We start from the raw sequence: 18,783 nt of genomic DNA, 5'->3' as shown, positions 1-18,783 counted from the left end.
CGAGGAAGCAGAGGAAGCCAGGGCTCAAGAGGCAGCCGCGGGTCACAAGGAAGTAGGGGCAGTCGTGGTTCAAAAGGAAGCAAAGGCCCCAAGGGTAAAAAACACCCTAGAAAACCCGGAAAATAATTAAGCAACGAATTTTTCCACAGGCCCATTAAAAATGAAATCTTTCTAAGGATTTCAACAATAGCAACTAACTGCTAAAGCCGGTACTTAAACAGTATCGGTTTTATTTTTCGGCAAAGTACATAGAACCAGTTTACCCCAAGAGTGGTATCTGCCTATGAACCAAAAAATAGGTAAAAATCTATTTACCTTTCTAAAAACTTTTCTAGATATCTGCTGATTTATTCATTTTCGAGATATTCGTTTAGAACAGGCCTCTCTTTTAGGACGTACTATAGAGCAAAGGACAAGAAGGGAGTAAATTCATTTTTATGTATCATCAATCGACGGTTATCATCACCATTTTTTCTTTTATCCTAACAATGATCATGATATTTATCCGTCCCAAAAATATGAACGATGCAATTCCGGCTTCAATCGGCGCCATCATCGTTTTCATTAGCGGAAGCGTGTCGACAGCGGATTTGCTGGACATAAGTTCAAAGGTAACGGGGGCCGCTATTACCATAATTGCCACAATTGTTATGGCAATTGTACTTGAAAGTTTCGGCTTTTTTAGCTGGACCGCAGCACTTATGTTAAAAGTTTCAAGAGGCTCAGGAATTCGCTTATTTTGGTATACCTTACTCCTCTGCTTTCTAATGACCCTATTTTTCAATAACGATGGAAGTATATTAATTACAACACCGATTCTTATCTTAATCTTAAATAACCTTAAGTTAAAAAGCCGTCAAAAAATACCGTTTCTGTTAAGTGGTGCTTTAATTGCCACTGCTTCTAGCGCCCCAATCGGTGTAAGTAATATTGTTAATCTGATTGCCTTGAAAATAATTGGAATGGACCTTTATCTTCAGACTGAGATGATGTTTGTCCCTGGGGTACTTGGATTACTTTTTCTAGCCTATCTATTATTCCTTGTCTTCAAGAAAGACATTCCAAAAGAAATCCGCTTCCATTCCTACTCGATCCCGCTCCAGAAAAACCGTCCTTTCCATCCATTACAAAAAAGTTCCGAAAGCTTATTTAATCAGCAAAAAAAGCTCATGATTAATATGCTCCTGTTTGTATTCTTTGTCAGGGTTAGTCTTTTTGCCGCATCCTATATTGGAATCTCCGTATCGCTGGTAGCTGTGTGTGGTTCGTTGGTGCTGCTGATTTGGCGGTGGATTTACTTGAAGGTAAATCCGAAAGACGTGGTTTTTAAAATTCCATGGCATATTTTGATATTTGCCTTTAGTATGTACGTCATTATCTATGGCTTACACAATATCGGCTTAACAGCTCTCCTGTTAGAGCAGTTAAAATCGATTGTCAATGACAGTTTGCTCCATGCTAGTTTAACGATGGGGATCATAACAGCATTCCTTTCAAACATCTTTAACAACCATCCTGCATTAATGATTTCTACGTTAGCCTTAACGGAAATGGGATTAGACCCATTGATGATAAAAACCGTTTACTTAGCAAATATCATTGGCAGTGATATTGGTTCCCTCATCCTGCCCATTGGAACGCTGGCGACGCTTATTTGGATGCATATTTTAAAGAAAAACAAAATTAGGATAACCTGGTTGGAATATATTAAGGTAACTATTGTTGTCATACCGCTCACGCTCATTTTTACCCTTTTCAGCTTGTACTTATGGCTATTACTTGTTTTTGTCCAATAATGGTTGGATCCATAAACTGAATAAACTTGACGCGTTCCTATTAATGCGTCAAGTTTTTATTGTATTAGTAAAAACGTGTTGTGATATATATCCCATTAATTGAAATTTCCTTTGCTTGGATTTTTGAGCGATTATTAGGTAAAATCTAATAATGAATGTTTTTATCAAAAATAATAATGATTGGGGAAACGACAATGATTGCTAAGACAGAAGAGGATTTTAATGGACTAAAGGAAATTGGCAAAATTGTTGCCGCGATTAGGGATGAATTGGTTCAAAGAACGAAGCCTGGCATTACGACGAAAGAACTGGATGAATTAGCAGGGGAGCTTTTTGAGAAGGCAGGGGCAATTTCAGCACCAAAAGGGGAATACGATTTTCCCGGCTATTCCTGTATAAGTGTCAACGAAGAAGTGGCTCATGGTATTCCAGGGAGTCGGGTTATTCAAGAAGGGGACCTTGTTAATATAGATGTTTCAGGTTCAAAGAACGGTTATTTTGCGGATACTGGTGTTTCAATTGTTGTTGGTGAGGGAGAAGATATAAAAACGAAAATATGCAGCGTTGCAAAAGAAGCATTTGAAGCTGGACTGAAGAAAGCAAATCCTGGTTCTAAAATAAGTGGTATGGGGAAAGTAGTCTTCCAAACCGCCAGACAGCACGGATTAACGGTGATAAAAAATCTGACAGGGCATGGGATTGGACGCTCTATTCATGAAGCACCTGATTATGTCTATAATTACAATGAAAGGTCGGACTATGGGTTGCTAAAGGAAGGGATGGTTATTGCCTTCGAACCATTTATATCAACCCATGAAGAAGAAGTTTTTCAACTAGATGACGGCTGGACCTTTGTTACAGAAAAAAGCTATGTCGCTCAGTACGAACATACCCTTATCGTCACTAAAAATGGACCAATTATATTAACACTTTAATAAAAAGGATATGGAATTTTTTCGAAAAAAGGGGATTCCATTTCCTTTTTTTTTGCCCTAGAAACCGAAACGTTGACTGTACGGTTTATTTTATGATATAATGAACCTAACTGGGAAGGAGTGAGTCATTTGGGAAGTTGTATCGAATTGGTGAAATAGCTAAATTAAAGAACATATCCAAAAGGACCATCGATTATTACACCCAAATAGGCTTACTGAACCCTATTCGAACGGATTCTAATTATCGAATGTATGGAGAAGAGTGTTTTCAGATTCTGGATTTAGTGGATCATTATAAAAATCTGAATATGCCTCTCGAGGAAATAAAAGCTTCAATCGAATTAATCAAGTCAGACAATTATATTGATAAACAAAAAGTAGAAAGACATTTTGAACAGATTGCTAGTTTTATGCAACACTTAAAAGAAGAAATTACGGTTATGGAACCTATTCTTCAAAAATTAAACAATCAACAAAAAGAAGTGCTGGTAAACAAACTATCGTCACAGGGTATTACATTGGCACAAACATTATTATTACTGTTTCGATGAAAAGATAGATGAAGATGAATAAACAAACTTGCTAACAAACCAGGAGGTGTAATCCTTACCTTAACACTTTTAGGTAAGGAGACCATTGATATTAATTAATTTAATAATAATAGCATTTTTACTTGCTTTTACAGCATTTTTTGTATCATACGAGTTTGCTATTGTTAAAATTCGCAGTACACGAATTGATCAGCTTGTAGCCGAGGGCAGCAAGAACGCGCTTACAGCCAAAACCATTGTTGCAAATCTTGATGAATATTTATCTGCTTGTCAATTAGGGATCACGGTGACAGCGTTAGGTTTAGGGTGGCTGGGTGAACCAACCGTGGAACATATACTCCATCCTTTGTTGGTTCAATTAAACCTTCCGGAATCAATTTCAAGTATTAGCTCATTTATTCTTGCATTCGCATCAGTCACATTTATTCACGTGGTCGTAGGGGAGCTAGCTCCCAAAACGTTTGCGTTACAAAAAGCTGAAACGGTCACATTGGTATTCGCTAAACCGATGATGATTTTTTATAGAATTATGTATCCTTTTATTAAGGCATTAAATGGCTCCGCACGTTTTATTGTTGGGATTTTTGGATTGAAACCCGCTTCAGAACACGAAATGGCTCACTCGGAAGAGGAACTGCAATTAATTATTTCTGAAAGCTATAACAGCGGAGAAATTAACCAGTCTGAGTATAAATATGTGAAAAATATTTTTGAATTTGATGACCGGAATGCCAATGAAATTATGGTACCAAGAACAGAAATTATTGCTTTTGATATTTCACAAACGCTAGATGAATGTCTTAAAATCGTGACCGAGGAAAATTATACGAGGTACCCAGTGATCGATGGTGAAAAAGACAATATCGTGGGTATGGTAAATATGAAAGAGGTTTTTACTGAATACATCAAAGGAAAGAACGTAGAAACTTCTATCAAGGAATATGTTCGTCCCGTTATCCAAGTTATTGAGTCCATTCCTATCCACGACTTGTTAGTTAAAATGCAGAAAGATCGTGTTCATATGGCCATCTTAATGGATGAGTATGGCGGTACAGCCGGATTAGTAACCGTCGAAGATATTCTTGAAGAAATTGTCGGTGAAATTCGCGACGAATTTGATGCCGATGAAGTTCCTGATATAAATAAAATTAGTGAAAATAAAACCATTGTTGATGGTAAAGTCCTTATTAATGAAATTAATGATTTATTCGGCTTAGACCTCGACGATTCTGATATGGATACTATTGGTGGATGGGTTTTGTCAGAAAAGATGGATGTGGTCGAAGGCGATAAAGTGGTATTAGATGATTATGAATTTAAGGTTCTTGAAATCGATGGGTATCATATTAAGTCATTGGAAATCGTCCGATTAATTAATCAGGAATCCTGTGCCTAAAAATACTCCCTATTGGGTTTAAAAGCAACTGAAAATAAATAGAATAGAGAAACGGCTTGAAGGCTTCCGATAAAAAGGAAGTCTTTTTTTAAAAAATAAAAGTAACGACCGCTAAAAATTAGCGGTCGTTACTATAGTCATAATATTTTAATGTGTCTATTTTTCCGGTAGGCTCACTTTTTAGAACATTCCCATCTTCATCTTTATAGACTTCATATTCCTCATACGTTTCTACGATATAGCCATTGACTTTTTCGCTCTTCTCCAGTTTCTCTTCCAAAACAGGAACATCGCTTGCTGGTTCAATTGCAACGGGCTGGACAATGACAGGTTGATCAGCGGAATAGGCATAGTTTTTATTAATAAAAGAATAGGGTGAATCAAGATAAGCCGCAAAACCTAAAAGGGCAATAAGGAATAAAACATTTATAAAGGTTTTTATTTTCATTTTCAAGCTCCTTTATCGATTAAATCCTCGTAACCCATTTTATGCATGTCCTATCAACATATGCTATTAAGATACATTTTTACCTATTTGTTGTTTTAATTGCAGCTGGCAGTGGACGGAATATAAGAAAAAGAATAAAGGCTGCAATCGAAATAACAGCACCAGAGATATAAGGAAGACCAGCAGCCATCGAAAACAGCCACCCCCCTAAGGGTGGTCCGATAATACGCCCTAAAGAATCAAAAGAGGATAAAAGTCCTGTGGAACTTCCATGGCCAGTTGTAGATGTCTTCGTAAGCATAGCAGAAACACTCGGGCGGATCACTCCATTTCCAAGACCAAAAATCGTTAGAAAAATGGCCGCGGTTGCAAAATTATGGACAAGTAATATTAGGCCAAATCCAACGGCCGAAACAATAATTCCCCCCTGGATAACAATTCTTTCTCCAAATTTCTTCGTTAACCTCCCGACTAAACCACCTTGAACCAAGGCGCTCGCAAATCCCATAATCATAAAAACGTAGCCAAGTTGTATGGCACCCATGCCGGCCTTTTTGGCGGCAAAATAGGCGAACGTAGCCTCCAAGCCGGAAAGGGATAAAGAAATTAATAATTGTACGAAAAACAGAACTGTTACAGCCCCGCTAAATGTCTTCCAAAAAGACTGCTTTTCTCGGTGAACTGCGCTTTTTTTCCGTGTAGATTCTTTCAGTAAAAGGAAGACAATAATCAGTGTAATGAATGAAGAGCCGCTTGCCAGATAAAACGGCATACTTAGGCTGAATTTTGAAAAAATACCGCCAACTGCCGGGCCAAAAACAAAGCCTAATCCTGTAGCAGCACCTATAATCCCCATTCCTTTCCCACGGTTCTCCTCCGTAGTGATGTCAGCAACGTAGGCCATTGCGGTTGGCATATTTGCCGAAGAAAGAATGCCACCTAAAATCCTTGCGGCAAATAACATCCATAGCTCAGTCGAGAGAGCTTGGATAAGGAAGGATAGCCCGAGGCCGAATATCCCAATCATCATCACGGGTTTACGACCGACCCGGTCGGAAACCTGACCCCAAATTGGCGCAAAAATGAGCTGCATGAGCGAATAAACCGCCATTAATAGTCCGAGTTCCGTGGGATTCGCCCCGATTTCTTCAGCATAAAAAGGTAAAACGGGGATAATAATTCCGAACCCAACCATCACCAAAAACATAACAACAAATAAAATCGGTAAAGCAGACTTTGTTTGCAACGGATTCTCACTCCCTAGTTGACTTTAAAAAGCCGTCGATAACACCTTCATTCCTATTAATAGGATAATGAAACTATCCAGCTAAAACAAGCCTTTAAACAATTCTTTCGCAGATTGGTAAAAATAGGAAACAACCTCCAAGTTATCAATTGTTAGGTAGTCCTGTCATAATATTGGGCTTGTGCCTGAGGTAGCATAAAAATAGCAAGATGATAGCAAAAAAATAGTATGACTATAGCAGTGAAAACGAAAGGCTTTCCAAAAAAAAGAACACATCTTAGAGAAATGTGTTCTTGTGCTTATTTCACCGCTTTTCTCGTGCTTTCTGAGGCAAAGTCTGCGATGATAACAAGAATCATATAACAAAGCAGGAGCAGGGTAATTTGCGTATATTGGAAAAAGCTCATCGCTAGCTTGAAGTCCATGCCAAGTCCGCCCGCACCAACAAAACCGACAACTATCGTTGTCCTCATAATAACTTCCCAACGATAGAGAATATAGGTGAGGAATCTTGGCAATACCGTTGGCAGGATTCCGTAAAATAAAATCTGGATTTTAGAAGCACCTGCAGATGCCAAGTTTCGTATAGGGCGGTGGTCCATATCTTCGATTACCTCAGCCCAAAGCTTTCCAAGAATTCCAAAGTTATGAAGCGCAAGCGCGATGGCTCCAGGCAAAAGCCCGGGTTTGAAAATAAAAATAATCATCATCGCCCAAACAAGCTCTGGTACAGAACGTGAGAAAATATAAAGGATGCGTACAAAACCATAAAGCGGCCAATTGTACCATTTCTTAGACAAAGTCAAACTTCCATTTGCAATGTTTCTTGCTGCTGGTATTACAGTTACGAAAGCTGCAATCGTTGCAAATCCAATTGCCATGATACTCATTTCTAAAGTTTCAAGTGTTAGTTTTAATGCTGCCGCCCAGCTGCCAGCATCAAGAAATGCCGGCTGTTTTTCGTGTAAGCCAATTAGACCGCCGAAAAACTTCTTCGCATATTCGATATTTTTATCCGACAATAATTCAAATAAATGAGCGTTCTCACCCAGCGTGATATACACCCAAGAACCAATGATTAATAAGATGGTAAAAAGGGTGGAGCGCCAGCCGGTACTGAAACCACGCCGCCGTCTTCGCTCCGTTAAGCCTTTTCGGACAAAATTACTCCAAATATCGACGAACAGGACGAGGCCAATTAGAAAAAATATATATGTCCAGACTTGATTATATCTCAAATCGGCAAGCGATAATTGAATTTGGTATCCAAGACCGCCAAGACCGACAAAGCTCATAATTGCCGAAGAACGAATTGAACATTCAAAGCGGTACATGGTATAGCTGATCATATCTGCCCAAATCAATGGAAGATAACCGTAAATAAGTGTTTGTATCCTTGTTGCACCTGCTGATTTTAAGGCTTTGATGGGCGGGTCGGGTACATCATTTAACATATCAGCAAAAATCCGACCAAGGATTCCTCCATATGGAATTGCAAGGGCTAAAATAGCCGCATAGGGGGAAAGTCCGACGGCGGCAACGAACAGCCATGCCCAAATGAGCTCGTGAATGGACCGAGTCAACCCTAATATACCTCTAAAAAACACTTTAGACGATAGCCGGGCAAGCCTGCTGGAAGTTAATGTACCAGAAGCGAGAATTCCAACGATAAATGCATAAATAACGGCCAGTGACATACCAGCAACGGCATAAGCTAACGTTATCCAAGCGGAGGAAAGTCCTTTACCCAAAACATCTGCTGACAGGTCAGGGTGAATAAGACCCTCAAGAATTTGCAGCATTGTCGGAATTCCGCCAGCATGGAAAACGTCCGCATTCCATTTGATTGAAAACAAGCTCCACACAAAAACGGCCAGCAACAGTAATGTAAGGAAGAAACGGTTATGCAAGCGGAATACGGGTAATTGTTTCATCATCTTGAGCTTGCTCCTTCTAGCTGATATAACTCTGCTAAGAGGTCATCGGTTACCTTTTCTGTCGGTAAATCAAAAAATATTTCACCATTTTTTAAAGAAATAATCCTGGTAAAATATTTACGAGCATATTCTACGGAATGCAAACTAGCAATTAACGTTTGTTTTTCCTCAAGCACAATTTTGATTAACATGGCTAACACATCATCGGCTCTTGCCGGGTCAAGGGAGGCGACAGGTTCATCTGCTAGAATCATTTCCGGTTTTTGCACCATTAATCGGGCCATTGCCACGCGCTGTTGTTCGCCTCCAGATAAAGAGGAGGTAATTTCAAACGTTTTATCCGTAAGCCCAACTCTTTCAAGAGCCTTAATAGCTATTTCTTTGTCCCGTGGCAGAAGCAAGGAGAATAACGCTTTTATTACACCCCAGTCAGCCAATTTGCCAGCCAAAACATTATGAATAACGGCAAGTGGACCAATCAAATCAAATTGCTGGCGGATGACACCGACTTTTTTCGCAAAGAGTTTGCCTTTTTTATAGGAGGAAAGGGGCTTTTCATCAATTAGAAGTTCTCCGCTTTGAAGAGGAATTAAACCGGCAATGGAATTTAACAATGAGGTTTTACCTGCACCGCTCGGTCCTATCAACGCCACCAATTCCCCTTGCTTTATAGAAAAAGAAAGGGAAGATAGGGCTATCTTCCGCTCATAGTGTTTCGTTATGTTTTTTGCCTCAAGCATTGTTTTTGACGACATTTCTACGTCACCTACTACTTAATGATCTTTAGTTCTTTCGCTACTTCTTCAATCTTTTTGTAATTATCGTTTTTCGTTTCAACAAAGCTGTCGGTTTGGAATAGATTTGCTATTTCTTTTTGATCGCCAGTAATTGATAGAAGTGCGTCTTTTACTTTTTGCTTCGTACCTTTTCCAAAAACATCTTCGACATTGCTGTTAATGGTCCAGTTATAGTCGTAATAAGCTGGTGTAGTGTAGAATACCTTTACCTTCTTCGTGTCAACTTTTCTTTCTTTTACAGCTGATTCCCAAACGGCTTCATTTAATGCTCCTGCCTTGAAAGCACCTGATTCAATTAATTTGTAAGTTGTATCATGGGAGCCCGAGAAGTTAGGTTTACCATCAAAGTCTTTATTAGGGTCAATTCCAGCTTCTGTTAAAAAATAACGTGGCATTAAGTGCCCAGAAGTAGAGCTTTCGCTGCCGAATGTAAATGATTTCCCTTTTAAGTCTTCGAGTTTATTGATTTTAGAGCCGGCTTGGGTAATAAAGACAGAATGGAACTCAGCATCGCGCGGTCGCTGTACAATCGATTCTGCCTCTGGGACAAGGTTTCTTGCTTGTACACTTGTTAAACCGCCGAACCAAGCCATATGGATTTCCCCGCGTTGAAAACCGGTTACTAGTGCTGCATAATCAACGGAGGGTACAAATTCAACCTTCATACCTGTTTTTTCGCTTAGATAGTTAGCGACCGCCGTCATTCCTTTATCAAGATCAGCAGCATTCTGGTCAGGAATCGCTCCGATTTTAAATACTTCTTTCGTTGTTGAATCTTTTTTTCCCTCACCCGTTTTTTCATCCTTTTGTCCACATGCAGCCAGTGAAAACACAAGCATAACAAGAATAAGGGCAGAAAGCCATTTCTTCATTAATTTAGCACCTCGTTAGAATAATTTGTTAACAGTAGAAAAACTCAGACTTTCATATTATAAATAAAAGTTATCGTAAAATAAATTCAATTTATCTATTTGATCAATGAAAGGTAATCGGTTTTTTATATAGGTAAATATTGGGCGTTCCATAATAAAATAAAACCCCTGCAATTAACAGGGGCGGTAGTGCGTGTTTTCACTTAAACGGTCTGTTGCGACCATTCTTCAACATTCCATACTTTGGTAATCCAACCATCGTAAAAATCAGGTTCGTGGCATACTAGAACAACAGTACCCTTGTATTCTTGTAAGGCACGCTTTAACTCTTCCTTTGCGACGACATCCAAATGGTTTGTCGGCTCATCGAATAAAATCCAGTTACTCTCATTCATCATCAGCTTGCAAAGGCGAACCTTTGCTTGTTCTCCACCGCTCAGCTGATTCATTGGGCGGGAGATGTGCTCATTTTTTAATCCACAGCGGGCAAGTGCGGCACGAACTTGGTGCTGATCCAACGAAGGAAAGGCATTCCAAACATCATCAATCGGCGTAATTCCTGCAGCTTTTACTTCTTGTTCGAAATAAGAAGGGTAGAGGAAATCACCCCGTTCAACCTTACCATTCAGAGGCTCAATTTTACCAAGCATCGTTTTAAGGAGCGTTGATTTTCCGACCCCATTACAACCGATGATGGCAACCTTTTCTCCACGCTCTAATGTCATATTCATTTTCGGCAGAAGCGGGTGATCATAGCCAATTTCTAATTCTTTTGCTTCAAAAACATAACGGCTGCTGCTGCGTGACTCTTTAAAACCGAAGACAGGCTTCATTGCCGTTTCTGGCCGGTCAATCCGTTCGATTCGATCTAATTGCTTTTGACGGCTCTTTGCGCGACCTGTCGTCGAATAACGAGCCTTGTTTTTGGCAATAAAATCTTCTTGTTTTTTGATGAATTCCATCTGTTTTTCATAGGCATTAATATGTTGATTTTTATTAATCTCCGCAAGTTCCAAGAATTTTTCATAGCTTGCAGTGTAGCGGGTTAGCTTAGAGAATTCTAATTGAAAAATAACATTTGATACAGGATTCATAAACTCTGTATCATGGGAAATAAGAATAAACGCATATGGATACTCTTTTAAATAGTTAGTTAACCAACGAATATGCTCCACGTCTAAATAGTTTGTCGGCTCATCGAGCAGCAGAACCTTTGGTTGTTCTAAAAGGAGCTTAGCCAAGAGAACCTTGGTACGCTGGCCGCCGCTAAGTGCTGCCACGTCACGGTCTAAACCGACCGCATCAAGACCTAATCCGCGCGCTGATTCTTCAATTTTGATATCTAAAGAATAGAAGCCACCTGCGTCAAGTGCGTCTTGGATTTCACCCATTTTTTCCAATAGGACTTCGAGTTCTTCCGGCGTGGCGTCAGCCATTTGCGCAGTTACTTCATTTAATTCCTTTTCTTTTTCAAAAAGGGGCAGGAAGGCGTCGCGGAGCACATCACGCATTGTTCTACCCGGAGTCAATACGGTATGTTGGTCCAAATAGCCATAATGAACACCCGGTGTCCATTCAACACGGCCGCTATCGTGAATCAATTGCCCAGTAATAATATTCATTAAAGTAGATTTACCGACGCCATTTGCACCGACAAGTCCAACATGGTCTTCTGCTAATAATCGAAAGGAAACGTCCTTAAATAACGTGCGGTCCCCAAAGGTATGACTTAAATTTTCTACATTGAGTAAGCTCATTTTTTCGTAATCCTCGCTTTGTTCAAGAATTAATACATTAGTGCATCATACTAGATTTTTGAGGTTTCGACTAGATTTTTATTGATATTATTACTGTAAAATATTTGGGAACTTTTTTGTGATAGAGTAGTTTTTTCTTAGTTGCATAATGGAATGTATTGATGCTAATAAGAATGGACAATTTAATGAAAAAAAGGATAAGATTAATGATAGGACTCCTAATTGCCATTTTCACATTTAATTATATCGCTTTTAAAAAAAATAAAAGACTCTCGTCCAATCAAATCGTTCATATTTGGACATTTACGATTGCTTTTCAGTCATTGTTTGATACTTTTATTGAATTTAAATACCACGGGTACTGGTATTTTACAAAAGATATTGATTGGACAGGCTTGCTTCCGCATATATTCATCGTTCCAGCAGCTAATATGATTTTTTTAAATTGGTTTCCTTTTAAAACAAAAGTCATAAAACAAATTTCTTATCTCATCGTTTTCGTGATTGTTATTTTGATTTATGAAGTTATCACCTTGCTTCCCGAGCCATGGGGCTTCTTTCATTATGGCTGGTGGAAGCTGTGGCATGCAGCAATTTTAGATCCTTTTCTGTTGATGATTGTCCTAGGATATTATAAATGGATATGCAGGCTGGAAAAGATAGCCTGTAGGCAGTAAAAGACAAATATAAAAACCTATTGGGCCGTAGAAGCGGCTCTTTTTGCTGTTATATTGTAATATTTCATCCTATTACTATAGAAGCATAAACAAGCTAACCAGCTTGGACATACATTAATAGAGAGGATAGGAAGGAGGGGATTTTTTGGCGGCCAATCAAAATGGAATTAATATTGGTACCATTTCGGGTGGTATTGTTAACTTTGGCGGGGCTGTTTATATTTCACCGATATCGGTCACGAAAACTGCCGCTGGTTCTGGTGGGGAAAATCAGGGAGCTGCTGTTACAACAGCCTCAGGATTAAGTGCATCTAATCAGACAAGTATTGCGGACTTAATTGATTTAATCAGACGGAGAATTGAATAACTCCGGCTGATTAAACGATCTTATGATGCTTTTAATTCTTGTGAAATTTGGCTTTGTTTAACTGGTTTTGCTGCATTGAAAACGATATTTAGGAATATCGCCGTCAAGCTTCCCGCAACAATCCCGCTATTTGTGAATATTTTTATGCTTTCCGGAAGCTGAGCAAATAAATTCGGGACAGTCGTGACGCCTAAACCTACACCAACGGAACAGGCGATGATTAACAGATTTTCTTGGGAGGAAAAATCTACTTTACTTAGCATTTTAATTCCGGAAGCAATCACCATCCCAAACATCGCAATCATGGCACCGCCAAGGACTGAGGTAGGGATAACCGTTGTTAAAGCAGCGATTTTCGGCACAAATCCTAGCAAAATCAGAATACCAGCTGCTGTATAAATAACATTCTTCCCTTTTACGCCTGAAAACTGGACGAGCCCGACATTTTGCGAGTAAGTCGTATAAGGGAAAGAATTAAATAGGGAGCCAATCACACTCGCCAGACCTTCGGAGCGATATCCTTTTACTAAATCCTTTTCTGTCAGTTTTCTTCCCGTGATGTCACTGAGCGCAAAATATACGCCTGATGATTCAACTAGACTTACAATCGCGACAAGGGTCATAGTAATAATTGGTGCAAGTTCAAATGAGGGTGTCGCGAAATGTAATGGACTTAGCATATGGAACCACGAAGCTTCCCCGACAGGAGAAAAGTTTACTTTTCCCATGAATAAAGCAACAATTGTTCCGGCGATTAATCCTAATAAAATCGAAATGGCACGAATAAACCCCTTAAAGAAACGGTAAAGAATAATGATGAACAGTAACGTCCCAAATGCAAGTGCAATATTAGCTCCCGCCCCAAATTCAGGACTTCCTTGACCACCTGCAACGTTATTCATAGCAACAGGGATAAGGGTAGTCCCAATAATCGTTACAACGGAACCAGTAACGACAGGAGGGAAGAACCGAATCAGCTTTCCAAAGAATGTTGCAATAAGCATGACGATGATTCCTGAAATAAGAATAGATCCGTAGATAGCTGAAAGACCATACTGCCCGCCAATCGCAATGATTGGACTGACGGCTGTAAACGTGCAGCCAAGCACAATTGGCAGGCCAATACCGAAATAGCGATTCTGCCAAACTTGTAAAAGAGTGGCGATCCCGCTCGTTAGAATATCCAGAGATACCAAATAGGCTAATTGTTTATCGGAAAAATGAAGCGCCCCGCCAATAATCAGCGGTACGATGACAGCCCCTGCATACATGGCTAACACATGCTGTATTCCTAAAGAAGCAGTTTTTATTGGATGTTGGTTCATTGGACAGTTTCCTCCATTTTTTCACTTTTAAATGTAACTTTTCCATTTGAAAGGGAGGCAATCCTTGCTAAGGATTCAACCCTAAATCCCATTTCCTGCAACGTATCTGCCCCAGGCTGAAAAGACTTTTCGATAACAATCCCAATCCCATTAACCTCGGCACCGCTTTTTTGAACAATCTTTACTAAACCCAATGCAGCTTCTCCGTTAGCAAGGAAATCATCAATGATGAGGACACGATCATTTTCATGAATATATTTTTTTGAAATGGAGATTTCATTTGTTTCGTTTTTGGTAAATGAATGAACGCTGGCACTAACTAAATCTTCCGTTAATGTCAACGATTTTCTTTTTCTCGCAAAAATAACAGGAATATTCATATAAAGTCCTGCCATGACAGCAGGGGCAATCCCTGAAGATTCAATCGTCACAATTTTTGTAATGCCTTCACCTGCAAAAATTGTTGCAAACTCTTTCCCGATTTCAAGCATTAACTGCGGGTCAATTTGGTGGTTCAAGAATGAATCAACTTTTAAAACATTTTCCGATAAAACCATTCCATCTGCAGCGATTTTTTCCTCGAGTAATCTCATGTTTGTTTCTCCTTTTTTAAAAAATAAAAGCCCAAAGGTCATTGCCTCACATCAAAAATTGAGTGAGGCAATGACCTTTGGGCTACTTGTCCGAAAGGATTGGAAGAAGTCCCTCTAAATTAAAGAGCGATTTTCCCATTACCCACCCATAGTCAGATTGTTAACGGCAATCCGGTAGAAACTTGCGGGCCATATCCCCGCGATTATATGAGTGAAACCTTATGAATTTATTCACATTATACGCATAAAAAAATTGTAAATCAACCTTTTTTTATAAAAAGACGAACGTTTGATGTCTGAAGTTTAAAATTGTTCGTTGTTTGAAGGCGTTTTAATTAGCTAAAATAAAAGGGGATTCCCATTATTGAATAACCATTCATTTTCAGGTACTATTATAACGAGTGACTTATTCAGAAAATTCCAAAATGGAGTGTGGACCGTTTGAGAAAATCAATTCCTGAAAGCTGGTGGGCACAGCTGAAGTTACCTGTAATTTCGGCGCCGATGTTTCTAGTATCTGGACCAGAGTTAGTAAAAAATTGCTGTTTGAATGGGGTGATTGGCTCGTTTCCTGCCCCTAACGCCAGGCTGATTGAGGTACTTGATCATTGGATGAGTCAATTAAATGAAGAGCTTGAACATGCCAGGGTAAATGATCCTAACAGCAAAATTGCTCCATGGGCATTGAATATGGTGGTACATAGTTCCTATAGCCGGCTTCAGGATGAGCTATCCTTGATCAAAAAACATCAGCCGCAATTAGTAATCACTTCATTGGGAAGTCCGAAACTAGTAGTTGATATTGTCCATGAATATGGAGGTTTAGTATTCTCGGATGTCAGTGATTTGAAGTTTGCTAAAAAAGCTGCCGAAGCAGGTGTCGATGGTTTGATTTTGGTTGCAAGCGGTGCGGGTGGTCATGCTGGCCAAATCAATAGTTTTGCTTTTGTAGATATGGTCAGAACCTTCTGGGATGGAATTATCGTCCTTGCCGGTTCGATTTCAACGGGAAAAGGGGTTTTAGCTGCACAAGCTGCCGGAGCAGATCTTGCCTATATGGGAACACGATTTATTGTTGCCACAGAAAGTATGGCTAATGATGAATACCGGGAAATGCTGGTTGAAGCAACACAGGAAGATATCCTTTTAACAGATGCCTTTTCAGGAGTAAGCGCAAACATGCTCAAACCAAGTATTAAGAAAGCAGGACTTGACCCCGATCAATTGGTTAAGAAATCCAAAGTAGACTTTGACGATATGCAAAAGGAAACAAATGCAAAAGCTTGGCGTGATATTTGGTCCGCTGGCCATGGTGTTGGTTCAATCGATAAAATTGAATCGACGGCAGCGATTGTTGCTAGACTAGAAGTGGAATATAACGAAGCACTTCAAAACATCAATCGAAATGCAGGGAAATTGAGTACGGAAAAGGTAAACTAATCGATAAAATGTTAGAAACCCATAATAATGAGAAAAGGAACCGTTCTAAGGAATCGGTTCCTTTTTGTTGACCATTAACTTAAAGATTTCTTGCCCTATCTAATATTTCAATAATAACGTAAATATGTTGCAATAACCTAATTTCATTTAGGGTATCCTAAGAGGGTATAAAAATTTTTTTGAATTTTGTCCGTTTGATATGAACAATGAACTGAAAATGTGATACAGTATATTATAGAAATCCTTACATACTGCTGTTTTCCAAAGGCATTAGTGTCCGCTCGGGGTGGACAATTGTCTTTTTTAAAAAATACCGACACTTTTATATTTAAATAATTTTAGGGGGAATTGGACATGTCCAGTAATGTTCTAGAGCAATTTTTAAATGAAAATCTTGATGAGTTAAAGGGAAAAGGCTTGTACAATGTTATCGACCCGTTAGAAAGCCCGAATGGACCCGTCATTACGGTTAATGGCAGAGAGCTGATTAATCTTTCTTCGAATAACTATTTGGGCTTAGCAACGGATGATCGCTTAAAAAAAGCCGCTGCTGAGGCGATTGAAAAATATGGAGTTGGAGCAGGTGCCGTTCGAACCATCAATGGGACGCTTAAACTCCATGTCGAATTAGAAGAGAAATTGGCCGAATTCAAACATACAGAAGCAGCGATTGCCTACCAATCCGGCTTTAATTGTAATATGGCGGCTATTTCCGCTGTAATGGATAAAAATGATGCAATTCTTTCAGATGAATTAAACCATGCCTCGATAATCGATGGCTGTCGCCTTTCAAAGGCAAAGATTATCCGTGTGAACCATTCTGATATGGAAGATTTACGTGCAAAGGCAAAAGCGGCTAAAGAATCAGGCCTCTACAATAAAATTATGGTCATTACCGATGGCGTGTTTTCGATGGACGGTGATATTGCCTTACTACCTGAAATTGTCAAGATTGCTGAGGAATTCGATTTAATTACCTATGTAGACGATGCCCATGGCTCAGGTGTTTTAGGTGATGGTGCCGGTACAGTCAAGCATTTTGGACTTTCTGATAAAATTGATTTTCAAATTGGTACGTTATCAAAGGCAATTGGTGTAGTCGGCGGCTATGTCGCTGGGAAAAGAAATCTGATTGACTGGTTAAAGGTTCGCAGCCGCCCATTCCTATTCTCAACTTCGTTAACACCCGCAGATGTAGCGGCAAGTAAAAAATCGATTGAAATACTAATGGAAAGCAATGAACTTAATAAAAAGCTTTGGGAAAATGGCAACTATCTGAAAAAGGGCTTAAAGGAGTTAGGGTTTAATATCGGCAACAGCGAAACCCCAATCACGCCATGTATCATTGGCGACGAATCGCTAACCCAGCAATTTAGCAAACGTCTGAATGATGAGGGTGTTTATGCTAAGGCGATTGTCTTCCCAACCGTTCCACAAGGGACCGGTCGTGTCCGCAATATGCCAACCGCTGCCCATACTAAAGAAATGCTCGATCAAGCTATTTCTATTTATGAAAAAGTGGGTAAGGATATGGGCGTTATTTAACAGATAAAGAGGAAGCACTCATGTAGATATAGTGCGTAATTTATAAGGAAAAGCAGAATCAATAAGCATATGTGAAGAGGACGGAGAAACAATGAAACGTATTTTAATAACCGGAGCTTTGGGACAGATTGGGTCAGAATTAACGTTGAAACTAAGAGATATCTATGGCGCGGATAATGTTATTGCCACAGATATTAAACAAAATGACAGTGAAGCAGCGCAAAGTGGTCCGTTTGAGACTGTGGATGTGACGGATTTAAACAAGATGGTTGAGGTTGCCAAAAAGTACAAGGTTGATACAGTGATGCATTTGGCCGCACTTTTATCGGCTACTGCCGAAGCGAAGCCAGTCTTTGCGTGGAATTTAAATATGGGCGGGCTTATGAATAGCCTTGAAACCGCAAGGGAACTCAATGCGCAATTTTTCACTCCTAGCTCAATCGGGGCTTTTGGGCCATCCACGCCAAAGGATCTCACCCCGCAGGATACCATTATGCGTCCAACGACCATGTATGGGGTGAACAAAGTAGCTGGGGAGTTATTGTCTAATTACTATTTTCAAAAGTTTGGTGTCGATACGCGCGGCTTGCGTTTCCCTGGGCTAATTTCCTATGTTGCTCTACCGGGCGGAGGAACAACTGATTATGCGGTCGAAATTTATTATGAAGCAGTAAAAACAGGTAAATATACTTCGTACATTGATAAAGGCACATACATGGACATGATGTATATGCCGGATGCCTTACATGCTATTATTGATCTAATGGAAGCAGACCCATCGCGATTAATTCACCGCAATGCGTTCAACGTGACAGCGATGAGCTTTGATCCCGAAGAAATTGCCTCAAGTATTGCTAAGTTTGTCCCAGGTTTTGAGATTTCTTATGCTGTCGATCCAGACCGACAGAAAATTGCTGATAGCTGGCCGAATTCGATTGATGCTTCTGCTGCAAAAGCGGAATGGGGCTTTAAGTACGAGTACGATTTGGACAGAATGACGAAGGATATGATTGAAAAGCTGCGTGCAAAACTATAAATGGATGAATCCCGGGCCAAAATGGTTCGGGACTTTTTAATAATAAAGGCTGAAACTACCTTAAA

General features: G+C 39.6%; 17 protein-coding genes and 1 riboswitch. Of the genes, 9 read left to right on the top strand and 8 right to left on the bottom strand.

Features of this window, described 5'->3' with window-relative positions:
- The first annotated feature begins 437 nt into the window (after positions 1 to 437).
- From BSO02S_RS03915 to BSO02S_RS03900, 4 genes are all read left to right on the top strand, one after another.
- Positions 438 to 1,796 (top strand): arsenic transporter, encoded by a 1,359-nt coding sequence (locus BSO02S_RS03915; RefSeq protein WP_066062731.1) that lies wholly within the window; start codon positions 438 to 440, stop codon positions 1,794 to 1,796.
- A 194-nt stretch (positions 1,797 to 1,990) separates the two neighbouring features.
- Complete coding sequence (gene map / locus BSO02S_RS03910; RefSeq protein ID WP_066062728.1) at positions 1,991 to 2,731, top strand: type I methionyl aminopeptidase; 741 nt, start codon at positions 1,991 to 1,993, stop codon at positions 2,729 to 2,731.
- A 137-nt stretch (positions 2,732 to 2,868) separates the two neighbouring features.
- Positions 2,869 to 3,282, top strand: a complete 414-nt coding sequence (locus tag BSO02S_RS03905) for a MerR family transcriptional regulator (RefSeq protein WP_066062725.1) — start codon at positions 2,869 to 2,871, stop codon at positions 3,280 to 3,282.
- Between the two features lie 85 nt (positions 3,283 to 3,367).
- Positions 3,368 to 4,678 (top strand): hemolysin family protein, encoded by a 1,311-nt coding sequence (locus BSO02S_RS03900; protein WP_066062724.1) that lies wholly within the window; start codon positions 3,368 to 3,370, stop codon positions 4,676 to 4,678.
- A gap of 118 nt (positions 4,679 to 4,796) precedes the next feature.
- Here BSO02S_RS03900 and BSO02S_RS03895 read toward each other — a convergent pair whose 3' ends face one another.
- The 6 genes from BSO02S_RS03895 to BSO02S_RS03870 form a co-directional block, all read right to left on the bottom strand.
- Positions 4,797 to 5,126 carry a hypothetical protein gene (locus tag BSO02S_RS03895; protein WP_066062721.1) on the bottom strand — a complete coding sequence of 110 codons (330 nt, stop codon included), beginning with the start codon at positions 5,124 to 5,126 and terminating at the stop codon, positions 4,797 to 4,799.
- Positions 5,127 to 5,205: 79 nt separating this feature from the next.
- Positions 5,206 to 6,372, bottom strand: coding sequence for an MFS transporter (locus BSO02S_RS03890; RefSeq protein ID WP_066062718.1), 1,167 nt, complete (start codon positions 6,370 to 6,372; stop codon positions 5,206 to 5,208).
- A gap of 299 nt (positions 6,373 to 6,671) precedes the next feature.
- Positions 6,672 to 8,309 (bottom strand): PhnE/PtxC family ABC transporter permease, encoded by a 1,638-nt coding sequence (locus BSO02S_RS03885; RefSeq protein ID WP_096190871.1) that lies wholly within the window; start codon positions 8,307 to 8,309, stop codon positions 6,672 to 6,674.
- Positions 8,306 to 9,064: a phosphonate ABC transporter ATP-binding protein gene (locus BSO02S_RS03880; protein ID WP_066062715.1), complete on the bottom strand. Its 759-nt coding sequence runs from the start codon at positions 9,062 to 9,064 to the stop codon at positions 8,306 to 8,308. Before BSO02S_RS03880 ends, BSO02S_RS03885 begins: the two co-directional genes overlap by 4 nt.
- A 14-nt stretch (positions 9,065 to 9,078) precedes the next feature.
- Entirely contained in the window at positions 9,079 to 9,978 is a 900-nt protein-coding gene (locus tag BSO02S_RS03875) for a putative selenate ABC transporter substrate-binding protein (protein ID WP_066062711.1), read from the bottom strand.
- Positions 9,979 to 10,181: 203 nt separating this feature from the next.
- Positions 10,182 to 11,735, bottom strand: coding sequence for an ABC-F family ATP-binding cassette domain-containing protein (locus tag BSO02S_RS03870; RefSeq protein WP_066062708.1), 1,554 nt, complete (start codon positions 11,733 to 11,735; stop codon positions 10,182 to 10,184).
- Between the two features lie 206 nt (positions 11,736 to 11,941).
- Here BSO02S_RS03870 and BSO02S_RS03865 point away from each other — a divergent pair, with 206 nt between their 5' ends.
- Together BSO02S_RS03865 and BSO02S_RS03860 are read left to right on the top strand one after the other, a co-directional pair.
- Positions 11,942 to 12,412, top strand: coding sequence for a hypothetical protein (locus tag BSO02S_RS03865; RefSeq protein ID WP_066062705.1), 471 nt, complete (start codon positions 11,942 to 11,944; stop codon positions 12,410 to 12,412).
- Between the two features lie 145 nt (positions 12,413 to 12,557).
- Positions 12,558 to 12,779, top strand: coding sequence for a spore germination protein (locus BSO02S_RS03860; RefSeq protein WP_066062703.1), 222 nt, complete (start codon positions 12,558 to 12,560; stop codon positions 12,777 to 12,779).
- A 20-nt stretch (positions 12,780 to 12,799) separates the two neighbouring features.
- Here BSO02S_RS03860 and BSO02S_RS03855 read toward each other — a convergent pair whose 3' ends face one another.
- Both BSO02S_RS03855 and BSO02S_RS03850 read right to left on the bottom strand, forming a co-directional pair.
- The gene (locus BSO02S_RS03855) at positions 12,800 to 14,104 is read right to left on the bottom strand and encodes a nucleobase:cation symporter-2 family protein (protein WP_066062700.1); all 1,305 of its coding nucleotides are present in this window, start codon (positions 14,102 to 14,104) and stop codon (positions 12,800 to 12,802) included.
- Positions 14,101 to 14,697 carry a xanthine phosphoribosyltransferase gene (locus BSO02S_RS03850; protein ID WP_066062696.1) on the bottom strand — a complete coding sequence of 199 codons (597 nt, stop codon included), beginning with the start codon at positions 14,695 to 14,697 and terminating at the stop codon, positions 14,101 to 14,103. Before BSO02S_RS03850 ends, BSO02S_RS03855 begins: the two co-directional genes overlap by 4 nt.
- A 129-nt stretch (positions 14,698 to 14,826) precedes the next feature.
- A riboswitch (purine riboswitch) is annotated at positions 14,827 to 14,928 on the bottom strand.
- A gap of 210 nt (positions 14,929 to 15,138) precedes the next feature.
- Between BSO02S_RS03850 and BSO02S_RS03845 the strand changes: the two genes are divergently transcribed.
- The 3 genes from BSO02S_RS03845 to BSO02S_RS03835 all read left to right on the top strand — a co-directional run bounded on the left by BSO02S_RS03845 (position 15,139) and on the right by BSO02S_RS03835 (position 18,718).
- Positions 15,139 to 16,137, top strand: a complete 999-nt coding sequence (locus tag BSO02S_RS03845; protein WP_066062693.1) for an NAD(P)H-dependent flavin oxidoreductase — start codon at positions 15,139 to 15,141, stop codon at positions 16,135 to 16,137.
- A gap of 354 nt (positions 16,138 to 16,491) precedes the next feature.
- Entirely contained in the window at positions 16,492 to 17,682 is a 1,191-nt protein-coding gene (locus tag BSO02S_RS03840) for a glycine C-acetyltransferase (RefSeq protein ID WP_066062689.1), read from the top strand.
- A 91-nt stretch (positions 17,683 to 17,773) separates the two neighbouring features.
- Positions 17,774 to 18,718, top strand: coding sequence for an L-threonine 3-dehydrogenase (locus tag BSO02S_RS03835; protein ID WP_066062686.1), 945 nt, complete (start codon positions 17,774 to 17,776; stop codon positions 18,716 to 18,718).
- Positions 18,719 to 18,783: the final 65 nt, after the last annotated feature.

Source organism: Neobacillus soli NBRC 102451 (assembly GCF_001591665.1).
Lineage (GTDB): Bacteria > Bacillota > Bacilli > Bacillales > Cytobacillaceae > Neobacillus > Neobacillus soli.
This window is presented reverse-complemented; position numbering and strand designations above follow the sequence as displayed.